Raw genomic sequence first — 10748 nt, 5'->3', positions numbered from 1 at the left:
CCGCAGCCGGGGCTGATCTCGTCCGCGGTCCCCGGCGAGGCGGCGCCGGAGAGCGCCCTCGGCACCCAGATGCGCGTCTCCGGGGTCTCCGCCACCCCCGACATCTACTTCAGCTACTTCCAGGAGCCCGCGGCCCAGCCGGAGCCGGCCTACCAGCGCCTGGCCGCCCGCCTACCGCAGCTCGACATGCTCACCTGGTTCACGGTGGTCTGCTTCGCGGCCTGCACCGTGGGCCTGGTGCTCGGCGGCATCCTCGCGGTGTACGACTGGACCACCCCGGGCGCCGAGCTGCCGCTCTTCTACGCCGTGCTGGGGATCTTCCTCGCCGCCCTCGGGGTGCAGGTGTTCGCCGGCATCATGCGCCACTGGTTCCCCGGCGGCGACCTCGCGCCCAGCCCCGCGGTGGCGCTGCGGGGACGGCCGGAGCTCGACGGCGCGACCCGCACCGTGGTCGCGCTGCTGGTGCTCATCGTGGTCGGGCTGGTGCTCGGCGGCATCCTCGCGATCTACGACTGGACCACCCCGGGCGCGATGCTCCCGCTCTTCTGGACGGGGCTCGCCCTCTTCCTGATCGCCGTCGTCACCAAGGTTCTCAGCGCCACCGTTCGGCACCTTCAGCAGCACTGAGCCGGGACCACCGGCGATGACGCTCAGCCGGACCGAGCCCCAGGACATCGTCGTCGTCGGGATCTCCGGCGACCTCGCCGCCCGCAAGCTGCTCCCCGCCCTCTACAACCTCGAGGCGGAGGGCCTGCTCCCCGAGAGCGGTGCGGTGATCGGCTACGCCAACGACCGCTGGAGCGCCGACGACCTCCGGGACCGCGCCCGCGCCGCGATCGCGGCGCACTCGCGCACCGGTCTCGACGAGGCGGTGTTCGCGCGCTTCGCCCGGCGCCTCGACTATGTCAGCGCCGCCGACGGGATGGACGCGCTCGCCGCCCGGCTCACCCAGGAGTCGTGCGTCGTCTACCTCGCGGTCCCCTCGTCCGCGTTCATCCCGCTGATCGGCCAGCTCGACCACAGCGGCATCGCGCAGCGGGCCGTGGTGATCATCGAGAAGCCCTTCGGGCATGACATCGAGTCCGCCCGGGCGCTGAACGTGGCGCTCCACGAGGTGCTGCCCGAGGAGCGCATCTTCCGCATCGACCACTACATGGGCAAGGAGACGGTGCAGAACCTGCTCGTCTTCCGCTTCGGCAACGCCGTCTTCGAGCGGGTCTGGAACCGCGACTGCATCACCCAGGTCGAGATCGGCGTCGCCGAGTCGCTCGGGGTCGAGCAGCGCGGCGCCTTCTACGAGGAGACCGGGGCGATCCGCGACATCGTCCAGAACCACCTCTTCCAGGTGCTCTCGATCGTGGCGATGGAGCCGCCGGTCAGCTTCGATGCCGAGGCGCTGCGCAACGAGAAGGTCAAGGTGCTCACCGCCTGCCATCCGGTCGACCCCGCCCAGGTGGTGCGCGGCCAGTACGCGGCCGGCGACGTCGCCGGGGTGCCGGTGCGCGGCTACCGCGAGGAGCCCGGGGTGGCGCCTGACTCGGCCACCGAGACCTACGCGGCGCTGCGGCTCCACATCGACTCGTGGCGGTGGGCCGGGGTGCCCTTCCTGCTCCGCACCGGCAAGCGGATGCGCACCCGCGAGACCCGGGTCACCATCGCCTTCAAGGACGTGCCCCTCCACCTCTTCTCCGGGAGCGGAGGTCCCCATGCCGTCCACTCCAACCACCTGGTGATCCGCATCCAGCCCGACGAGGGCATCTCCTTCAGCTTCATCGCCAAGCAGCCCGGCCCGGAGATCCGCACCCAGAAGGTGCACATGGACTTCGCCTACGGCAGCTCCTTCAGGGTCTCGCCGCCGGAGGCGTACGAGCGGCTGCTCCACGACGTGCTCCATCGCGACCACACCCTCTTCATCCGGGAGGACGAGGTGGAGCGCGGCTGGGAGATCGTGGACCCGGTGATCCGCGACCCCGGCCCGGTGCACCCGTATGCCGCGGGCAGCTGGGGGCCATCCCAGGCCGACGCCCTCGCCGGCGGCGGCCACTGGCACTCGATGGACGACGACGATCCGGCGGCGCCCGACCGGAGGGTGCCCGCGGTCCCGCAGATCGCCCGGACGTGACTCCCGCCCTCGTCGGGGTCGACCTGGGGGGCACGCTGATCCGCGCGGCGGTGGCCACCGGGCCCGAGACCCACGACGAGCCGGTGCGCCGTCCCACCCCCGCCGGCGACGGGCCGCTCGCCGTCCTCCACGCGGTCGCCACCGCGGTGCTGTAGGCCACCGGGGGCCGGGTGCCGGCGGGGCTGGCGATGGGGGTGCCCGGGCCGCTCGACCCCAACGCCGGGGTGGTCTACGCCGCCCCCAACCTGCCCGGCTGGGAGGGGCTGGAGGCCGCCCGCCTGCTCGGCGGCATCCTGGGGTGCCCGGTGGTTCTCCAGAACGACGCCAACCTGGCCGGCTTCGCGGAGTGGACGCTGGGGACGGGTCGCGGCACCCGGGATTTCGTCTTCGTCACCGTCAGCACCGGGGTGGGCGGCGGCATGGTGCTCGACGGCGAGCTCTACACCGGCGCGGCGGGCACCGCCGGCGAGCTCGGTCACATCTCCGTCGACCCCTCCGGCCCGCCCTGCCACCAGGGCCATCCGGGCTGCCTCGAGGGGGTGGCGTCGGGCACCGCGATCGCCGTGCGCGCCCGGGCCGCCCTCGCCGCCGGCGAGCCCTCGCGGCTGGCGGCCGCCGGCGACGGCCTCGACGCCCGCGACGTCCAGGCCGCGGCCGAGGCGGGCGACCCGCTCGCCCGCCGCCTCTTCGACGACGCCGGCCATGCCCTCGGTCGCGCCCTCGGTGGCCTCGTCAACGTGCTCAGCCCCGAGGTGGTCGCCATCGGCGGCGGGCTCAGCCAGGCCGGAGACCTGCTCCTCGCCCCGCTGCGGGCCACGCTCCCGGAGATCGCCTTCGCGGTGCCGCTGCGGCGGTGCCGGGTCGTCCTCGCCGCCCTCGGCACCGACTCCGGGCTGGTCGGGGCGACCGCCTGGGCGGTGCGCCGGTTCGGGCGCGCCTCGGGCTGACGCGGAGGCGGGTCAGCCGGGCCGCCTGGACCACCTCGCGGCGATGGCCCTGGTGCGACTCAGGCCTCGGTCGCGGCGGTGATCCGGCCGGCGCGCACCGCCTCGACGAGCGCGGCGTGGTCGTGCAGCGTCTGGGTCGCGTAGTCGGCGGCGAAGCGGGTGACCGCCTGGTCGAAGGCGTCGCCGGTGCCGAGGTAGCCGCTGATCGCCGCGGCGTCGCCGGAGCGGGCGTGGGCGCGGGCCAGCGCCCAGCCGCAGAGCGCCACGTACTCGGCGAGCGCCGGCCCGTCCATCGAGGCGACCACCGGTGACCCCTTCATGTCGTAGAGCTGGCGCACGTAGAAGTCGACCCCGCCCCCCTGGGTCCAGCCGAGGAAGATGTCGCTCGCCGCCTGCATCACCCGCTGCCCGGCGACCACCCTCCGGCCGTTGTTGGGCACCGGTCCGGTCGCCCACCAGCGGGCGAGCACCGAGTCCATCGCCTGCTTCAGCTGGAGGAACAGGGGCTCGCCCTCCGCGGTGACCAGCAGCGCGATGTAGCACCGGGTGCCGACGCTGCCCACCCCCACCACCTTGCGGGCGAGGTCCTCGAGGTGGAAGCGGCCGAGCAGCAGCCGGTGCGCCTCGCTCAGCGACTCCCGATACCCCTCGAGGATGGCGGCGAGCTCGGTGCGGTCGTGGCAGAGCTCGTCGTGGGTGATGAGCGGGGGATGGTCGACGATCCGGCGCCCGCCCTCCTCGGTCAGCTCGGTGAGCTTGGGGAGCACCCGCTGCGAGGTGCGCTTGCGCGCCGCGGCGATGATCCGCCGGTACTGCTCGAGGCCGGCGCGCTGGAACAGGGTGCTCGCCGCCTCGGCGTCGACCCGCGAGTACCAGACGTCGAGCACCGGCAGGGCGGCGTAGCCCGCCAGCCGGGTGCGGTACGAGCGCACCGCCTCGCGGGCGGCGGCGGTGCAGGCCGGCTCGGGGTGGCCGGCGTCGCGCGCCGCCACCACGGCGCTGGCGGCGAGCCGCTTGACGTCCCACTCCCAGGGCCCGGTGAGGGTCTCGTCGAAGTCGTTGACGTCGAAGAGGAGGGTGCGCTCCGGCGACGCGAAGGTACCGAAGTTGACGAGGTGGGCGTCACCGCCCGCCTGGACGAGCAGGCCGCTCGCCGGGGTGGAGGCGAGGTCGGTCGCCATCACCAGCGCCGAGCCGCGCAGGAACGCGAGCGGGGACTGGAGCATCCGCCCCCAGCGGATCGGGACCAGCTCGGGCACCCGGCCGCGGTTCTGCTCCTCGAGCAGGGCGAGCGGGTCGGGACGGTCCGCCGGCGCCGACCAGCCGGCGTGACTGGAGCGCGGGACCCGCTCGCGGAGCGCCCGGCCGCGGGCGCGGGCCTCCGCGGTGGTGACCGGGCGCTGGTGGAGGGGACCGCCGGGACCGGGTGCCGCAGCCGTCACAGTGGCCGGCATGGTAGCGGGGCGGGGGGTGCAGCACCCCCGCCCCGCGCCGACAGCATCCCGGGTCGACCCGAGAGGTCAGCCGCTGCTCTTCGCGTGTGCGGCGCCGCCCTTCGCGGTCGCCCTGCCCCCGGAGCCGCCCCTGCCGCCGTGGGCGGTGCCGCCCCTGGCCCCGGCGCCGGCGTCACCGGCGCCGCCACAGGCGGTGTTGCCGGTGGAGCCGCTGATCGACGCGCCCCGGCTGCCGCTGATCGACGATCCGCCGGTGCTGCCGCTCTGGCTGCCCGAGCTGCCGTTGCTCAGCACCGGGATGCCGAGGTTGCCGAGCAGCCCCAGCCCGTTGCCGATCTGGAGCTGGCCGCCGCCGATGTTGTTCTCGGAGTTGGCGAGGATGTCGCCGCTGAGCACTCCGCAGAGGAGCCCGGTGCCGCCGGTGCTGGAGCCGCCGCTCCCGCCGGACGCCGACACCCTGCCAGCGGCGCCCCCGGTCGAGCTCGCGTGCGCGCTCCCGCCATGGGCCCGGCTCGCGTGGGTGGTCACCGTCATCGCCGAGCCCCCGAGCACGGCGGCGGCGCCGAGCGCGGCCAGAGTCATGGTGCGCATCACCGGCACCCCACCTGCTGAGCGATGGCGACGACGCCGCTCGTGAGCATGTGCTCCCCTCCTGATCCGTACAGCCCCGGACAGCGCCCGGCACTCCTCCCTACGCTTCGGACGCCGGTTTCCCTGCACCCTCGGGCAATGTCGCGGGCGGTGCCGTCAGCCCCTGGTGACAGTGCACAAGTGCCCGCCGTGGAGATGGTGACAGCCGCACAACTGCACTCAGCCGGGCGGCAGCTGGCCCACCAGGAAGGGCGCCGGATCGAGCAGCGTGCCGTCCTTGCGGATCTCGAAGTGCACGTGCGGGCCGGTGGAGTTGCCGGTCGACCCCTCGTAGCCGATGACCTCGCCCTGGCGCACCCGGTCGCCGCCGTGCACGGCCACGTCCGACATGTGCCCGTACAGGGTGAGGAAGCCGGCGGCGTGGCCGACGACGACGTAGTTGCCGTAGCCCACCAGCCTCCCGCTGGCATCGGCGCTGGCGGCGGCGATCAGCACCACCCCGTCGGCGGCGGCATGGAGGGGGGTGCCCGAGGGGGCGGCGAGGTCGATGCCGGTGTGGAAGTGCGGGTAGAAGGTGCCCTGGTAGCTGATCGGCGGCTCGATGCCGAGGTCGGTGGGCCCGAAGCCCTGGCTCACCGGCGCCACCTCGGGGGTGATGAAGGGCAGGTGGCGGCGGATCGCGGCCACCTGGGCGGGGAGCAGCGCGCCGAGCTGGTGCAGCCGCGCCTGCGCGTCGGCGAGCGCCGCCTCCTGGGCGAGCTGGGTTGCGACCACGCCGAGGTTGGAGGTCACGGCCACCGGCGCCTCCGCACCGGGGGCGGTGGCCGCGCCGGCGGTGAGCTGGGCGCGCTGGCCGGGGTCGCCGGCGGCGGAGCGGTACAGGTCGTACTCCGCCTGGAGGTCGCGGTGGTAGGCGGCGGTCGCGGCCTGGTGAGCGCCGAGCAGGCTGCTCAGGCGGGCCCGCTCCTGGACCGCGCTCGCAACCCCGACCGGCAGCTGATCGGCATCGTCGACGTGGCGGCCGACCACCGAGGCGAGGCGGCGGATCTCCCACTCCTGACCGGCGAGCAGGCCGGCCTCGTCGCCGAGGCGGCGCTCGATCCCCACCAGCCGGCTCCACGCGGTGGGCGCGCCCGTCGCCGGGGCCGCCGCCGCGGGTGAGGCGGGCGCCGCGGCCGGCGCCGGCGGGGCCGCGGCTGCGGCGGTCGCCGGATGCGGCGGGGTGGAGGGGTGCGGCCAGGTGGCGAGGGAGGCGAGCGAGGCGTCGGTCGAGACCGGCACCGCCACGGCGAGCGCGGCGACGAGCAGCCACTGCGGACGGAAAACGGCCGCCGCCGGCAGCGCCGGCCACCAGCCCCCGGCGGGGTGAGCGCGGAGCAGGCCGAGGCCCCAGCGCAGCGGCACCGCCAGGACCAGCGCGGCGAAGAGCAGCTCGAGGAGGATCACCCCGCGCCCGCCGCCCTGGAACGGACCGGCGGCCGCGGGCGCGTCCGCCTCCGCCAGCGCCGCGCGGGTGCCGGCGTCCGCCGGCTGGAAATGGCGCAGGTCGGGACGGGTCGAGGCGACCGGGTGGGCGAGCACGTCGAGCAGCTGTCCGACATAGGGGGCGGAGCGGAGGCTCGCCGCGACCATCGTGAGGTTGACGTCGGGCGCGGGGGTGGGGCTCGGCGCCGGCGTCGGGCCGGCCGCGGGAGCCGCCGCGGGCGCCGGGCGCCGGGCGGGTGGGGCGGGGGGCGCCGCGGGCGGGCTGCTCGGCGGCGCCGGCTGAAGGCCGCCGGAGCCACCCGGACCCGGGGCGGCGCCGCCGACGGTGCACACCACTCCGGCGAGGTCCCTGCCGCAGGGGGAGGGCGAGGCGGTGGGGCCGGCCGCCGCCGCCACCGGGACGGCGCCGAGAAGCTCGACGCAGACGGTCAGGGCCACCACGGCAGCGCGCCGCCGGTGGCCCGCGATGCGCGGTCCCATCCTTCCCCCCACCACCGGGCCGGCCGTCCACCCCGCCTCGGGACGCCTCCCGGACCCCCCTGCAACAGCTGGCGACCCGCCGGTGCGGGCCACCCGTCAACATCCGTGACAGTCTACCCTGCACCGTTCGAAGCTGCCGGATCGAATTCGCGCGGGGCCCGGGGCCGGACGAGGGGGCCGGCCATCACCGACTCCTGTCCCGCGAACGAGCATTCTGGACAGCAGTTTCCGCCGCCGGTAGAGTCGTCGATGAGTGGGGGGGCGGCGACCGCTCGCCGTCCACGTGCGCTCAGCATGTCGGAGGTGAGCCAGATGACGGTCGCCGACAGTCAGACCCGGGAGGCGGCGGAGGGGGCCCGCGCCGTCTATCACCTGGAGGGCACGCTTCTCGAGGCGTGTTCCTGCAACGTCCTGTGCCCCTGCTGGATCGGTGAGGATCCCGACGGGGGGTCCTGCAACGCCTTCAACGCCTACCACTTCGATCACGGGGAGATCGACGGCGTCGACGTCAGCGGGTTGAGCATCGTCAACGTCGTCCACATCCCCGGCAACGTGCTCGCGCCGGGGTCGTGGCGGCTGATGATCTTCGTCGACGCGCGTGCCGACGAGCGCCAGCGGCAGGCGATCCTCGACGCCTACTCGGGCAGGCTCGGGGGACCGCTCGCCGACCTCGCCGGCCTCGTCGGCGAGGTGGTCGCGGTCGAGGCGGCGGAGATCGAGCACAGCGTGGTCGGCGGCACCGGCAGGTTGCGCATCGAGGGCGTCCTCGACGCGGAGGTGTCGCCGTACCGGGGAGTCGACGGCACCGTCACCACCCTGCGGGACAGCCTCTTCAGCACCGTGCCGGGCTCGCCCGCCTGGGTGGGGAAGGCGGCCTTCAACCGGGTGACACTGCCGCAGCGGGGCTTCGAGTGGTCGTACGAGGGTCGCAACGCCATCCAGGCGGAGTACCGGATGGAGTTCATGGGGTGAGCGCGGCCGCGGGGGCCCGCCGGCGGCTCCCGCGTCCCGCCATCCTCGGGGCGATCGCCGCGGCCTGGCTGCTCGCCATCGCGGCCGAGCTGAGCGGGCGCGGCGCCGCCCTGCACCACGGCGCCCTCATCCACAGCCGCCTGCCGGTGTGGGCGGCACTGCTGCTCTTCCTCCTTGCGTGGCAGGCGATGATCACCGCGATGATGCTGCCCAGCAGCCTTCCCCTCATCCGGCTCTTCGGCGTGATCGGGGCGGCACAGCCGCGCGCCGGGCGTGCCCAGGCCGCATTTCTCGGCGGCTACGCGCTGGTGTGGACCGGCTTCGGTGCGGCGGCGTTCCTCGGCGACATCGGCATCCACCGCGGCGTCCACGCCTGGCCGTGGCTGGCGATGCACCCCTGGGTGGTCCCCGGCGTCACCCTCGCCGTCGCGGGGATGTTCCAGTTCTCGGCGCTGAAGGAGCGGTGCCTCACCGTCTGCCGCCATCCCGCCGCGCTGCTGCTGCGCCATTACCGCCGCGGCGCAGCGGCGGCGCTGCGGCTGGGGCTTCGGCACGGCGTCTTCTGCCTCGGCTGCTGCTGGGCGTTGATGCTCGTCGCCTTCGCCGCCGGGGTCTCGAACCTCGCCTGGATGGCGGCGTTCACCGCGGTGATGGTCTTCGAGAAGACCGGGCCCGGCGGCGACCGCGGGGCCGTGCCCGTCGGCGTCGCCCTGCTGTCGTTCGGCGCCATGGTGCTCGTCCATCCCGCCTGGCTGCCGCCGCTGTTCCCGACGGTGTGAGCCCGCGCCGGCACTCAGCGGTTGGTGCCGGGGTGGACCCGGTACCCGGACATCGCCTGGTGCGGCAGGGTGCGGACGAAGGCGTCGGCGGAGTCGGTGACCACGTCCATGCGCAGCGTCCCGGTGGCGGCGAACACCGTCTGGACGAGCCTGCGGGCGACCCCACGGCGCCGGTGCGCCGGAGCCACCGCGAGCACGCTGAGGTGCGACTGCAGCAGGCCGTCGCCCTGGGCCTGCGCGAAGCCGACGACCTCGTTGCGGTGGACGGCGACCACCGCACTGACGCCCGGTGCGCAGAACACTCGGTCGACCACGTGCGGATCGGTGAGCGACGCACACCCCAGCTCGACGCACAGCAGCGCGACACCGTCGGCGTCGTCGGGCTCGTAGTCGCGCACCTGGATCCGCATCACCCCGGCAGGCCCTCTCGCCGGTGATCAGAAGGGCCACCGCGACGGTGAAGCGTATACCGCCGGAGCGCCGAGGGGTCAGCCTCACTCGACCATCAGGAACTTCGCGCGGCTCGGTACCCTGTCGGGGTGGCCGACTGGGCGACGATCTCCTCGCTCGCGACCGCCGGCGGCACCCTCGTGCTGGCGGTGGCGACGTTCGCGTCGGTGCGGTCGGCGGGCCGCGCGGCGCGGGCCGCGGAGAGGTCGCTGCAGGTCGGCCTGCGCCCGCTGCTGATGCCGTCCCAGCCCCAGGACCCGTCCCAGAAGATCGTGTTCATCGACCACTACGTGCACACGCTGGGCGGCGGGGCGGTCGCGGAGGTCACCGAGGAGGTGATCTACCTGGCGATCTCGCTGCGGAACGCGGGGAGTGGGATCGCCGTGCTCCACGGCTGGGTCCACCATTCCGACCGCGTGATCGACGGTCACCATCCCGACGTCGGCGTGTTCCGACGGCTCGGGCGCGACATCTACGTCCCACCCGGTGCGCTCGGCTTCTGGCAGGGAGCGCTGCGCGACCCGGCGGAGGAGGCCTTCACCACCGCCCGCGACGGCATCACCGAGCGCCGCCCGATGACCGTCGACCTGCTCTACGGCGACCACGAGTGGGGCCAGCGGACGGTCAGCCGCTTCCTGGTTCTCCCCACCCAGAGCGAGACCTGGATCGCGTCGGTCAGCCGCCACTGGAGCCTCGATCGGCCCGACCCGCGGCCCGAGGAGGGGGAGCGGGGGCGCCGGCATCGCCGCCGCCACTGAGGCGGGGCCTCGGAGGGTCCCCCCCCTGCAACGGTGCGCCGGCTCAGCAGCTCAGCTGAGCTGCTCGGCCAGCGCGATGATGATGCCGGCGGGGCCGCGGACGTAGCAGAGCCGATACATGTCCTCGTACTGCTCCAGCTCGCCGACGAGTTCGGCGCCGTGGGAGTGCAGGCGGGCGAGGACGTCCTCGATGTCGTCGACGGCGAACATGATGCTGCGGATGCCCAGGGTGTTCGCCGGTGCGTTCTCCGGCTCGGCGCTGACCGCCGGCGGGGTGTGGAACCTGGTCAGCTCGATCCGGCCGTGGCCGTCCGGGGTCCGCATCATGGCGATGTCGACTCGGACACCCTCGAGACCGGAGACGCCGTCCACCCACCGTCCCTCGAGGGCCGCCTCGCCCTCCAGCTCCAGACCGAGTTCGACAAAGAACGCTTGAGCAGCCTCGAGGTTGTCGACAACGACGCTCACATGGTCCATCCGCTTGATCGTCATGTCCTCCAGCATAGGGACCCGGACGGTTCCAGGCTGGGGCGGCGCATCGTCCGGTCGGCGCCGGAGACCCCCGCTGGGCGACCACCCCGGAGGCTCACGGTGGTCGACCACGTGGTCGAAGAAGGGCCGAGGCGCATCATCTGCAACCGTGGACGTCGACATCGTCACCCCCGGCGGGATCTCCATTCCAGCCTCCTCGCTGACCTGGCGCTTCTCGC

General features: G+C 74.4%; 12 protein-coding genes. 7 read left to right on the top strand and 5 right to left on the bottom strand.

Features of this window, described 5'->3' with window-relative positions:
* The 4 genes from VGL20_17035 to VGL20_17020 all read left to right on the top strand — a co-directional run.
* Window positions 1–627, top strand: a 627-nt coding sequence (locus tag VGL20_17035) for a hypothetical protein (GenBank protein ID HEY2705390.1), incomplete at its 5' end; no start/stop codon positions are given.
* Between the two features lie 16 nt (window positions 628–643).
* Window positions 644–2122, top strand: coding sequence for a glucose-6-phosphate dehydrogenase (gene zwf / locus VGL20_17030; protein HEY2705389.1), 1479 nt, complete (start codon window positions 644–646; stop codon window positions 2120–2122).
* Window positions 2119–2277, top strand: a complete 159-nt coding sequence (locus tag VGL20_17025) for a hypothetical protein (protein HEY2705388.1) — start codon at window positions 2119–2121, stop codon at window positions 2275–2277. The genes zwf and VGL20_17025 overlap by 4 nt, the downstream gene beginning before the upstream one ends.
* 15 nt (window positions 2278–2292) lie before the next feature.
* On the top strand, window positions 2293–3069 hold the full coding sequence (locus VGL20_17020) for an ROK family protein (GenBank protein HEY2705387.1): 777 nt from the start codon (window positions 2293–2295) through the stop codon (window positions 3067–3069).
* A 59-nt stretch (window positions 3070–3128) separates the two neighbouring features.
* Here the strand turns inward: VGL20_17020 and VGL20_17015 are convergent, their stop codons facing one another.
* From VGL20_17015 to VGL20_17005, 3 genes are all read right to left on the bottom strand, one after another.
* Window positions 3129–4511: a DUF2252 domain-containing protein gene (locus VGL20_17015; GenBank protein HEY2705386.1), complete on the bottom strand. Its 1383-nt coding sequence runs from the start codon at window positions 4509–4511 to the stop codon at window positions 3129–3131.
* A 78-nt stretch (window positions 4512–4589) separates the two neighbouring features.
* Window positions 4590–5114 (bottom strand): hypothetical protein, encoded by a 525-nt coding sequence (locus VGL20_17010; GenBank protein HEY2705385.1) that lies wholly within the window; start codon window positions 5112–5114, stop codon window positions 4590–4592.
* 219 nt (window positions 5115–5333) lie between these two features.
* On the bottom strand, window positions 5334–7040 hold the full coding sequence (locus VGL20_17005; GenBank protein HEY2705384.1) for a M23 family metallopeptidase: 1707 nt from the start codon (window positions 7038–7040) through the stop codon (window positions 5334–5336).
* A 351-nt stretch (window positions 7041–7391) separates the two neighbouring features.
* Here VGL20_17005 and VGL20_17000 point away from each other — a divergent pair, with 351 nt between their 5' ends.
* Window positions 7392–8051: a DUF1326 domain-containing protein gene (locus VGL20_17000; GenBank protein ID HEY2705383.1), complete on the top strand. Its 660-nt coding sequence runs from the start codon at window positions 7392–7394 to the stop codon at window positions 8049–8051.
* Window positions 8048–8830: a DUF2182 domain-containing protein gene (locus VGL20_16995; protein ID HEY2705382.1), complete on the top strand. Its 783-nt coding sequence runs from the start codon at window positions 8048–8050 to the stop codon at window positions 8828–8830. Before VGL20_17000 ends, VGL20_16995 begins: the two co-directional genes overlap by 4 nt.
* 14 nt (window positions 8831–8844) lie before the next feature.
* Here VGL20_16995 and VGL20_16990 read toward each other — a convergent pair whose 3' ends face one another.
* Complete coding sequence (locus VGL20_16990; protein HEY2705381.1) at window positions 8845–9240, bottom strand: GNAT family N-acetyltransferase; 396 nt, start codon at window positions 9238–9240, stop codon at window positions 8845–8847.
* 129 nt (window positions 9241–9369) lie between these two features.
* Between VGL20_16990 and VGL20_16985 the strand changes: the two genes are divergently transcribed.
* Window positions 9370–10038 carry a hypothetical protein gene (locus tag VGL20_16985; protein HEY2705380.1) on the top strand — a complete coding sequence of 223 codons (669 nt, stop codon included), beginning with the start codon at window positions 9370–9372 and terminating at the stop codon, window positions 10036–10038.
* A gap of 51 nt (window positions 10039–10089) precedes the next feature.
* Here the strand turns inward: VGL20_16985 and VGL20_16980 are convergent, their stop codons facing one another.
* Window positions 10090–10530, bottom strand: coding sequence for a VOC family protein (locus VGL20_16980; GenBank protein HEY2705379.1), 441 nt, complete (start codon window positions 10528–10530; stop codon window positions 10090–10092).
* Window positions 10531–10748: the final 218 nt, after the last annotated feature.

The sequence above is a fragment of the Candidatus Dormiibacterota bacterium genome (genome assembly GCA_036495095.1).
In the GTDB taxonomy this organism is placed as follows: Bacteria; Chloroflexota; Dormibacteria; order Aeolococcales; family Aeolococcaceae; genus CF-96.
Note: the sequence above shows the minus strand (reverse complement) of the source record. Positions and strands in the feature narration are given on the sequence as shown.

What these genes read in the sequence shown, in the direction of transcription:
- zwf (HEY2705389.1), top strand. Translation starts at nt 644, where the DNA reads ATGACGCTCAGCCGGACCGAGCCCCAGGACATCGTCGTCGTCGGGATC.
- VGL20_17010 (HEY2705385.1), bottom strand. Translation starts at nt 5,114, where the DNA reads ATGCGCACCATGACTCTGGCCGCGCTCGGCGCCGCCGCCGTGCTCGGG.
- VGL20_17000 (HEY2705383.1), top strand. Translation starts at nt 7,392, where the DNA reads ATGACGGTCGCCGACAGTCAGACCCGGGAGGCGGCGGAGGGGGCCCGC.
- VGL20_16990 (HEY2705381.1), bottom strand. Translation starts at nt 9,240, where the DNA reads ATGCGGATCCAGGTGCGCGACTACGAGCCCGACGACGCCGACGGTGTC.
- VGL20_16980 (HEY2705379.1), bottom strand. Translation starts at nt 10,530, where the DNA reads ATGACGATCAAGCGGATGGACCATGTGAGCGTCGTTGTCGACAACCTC.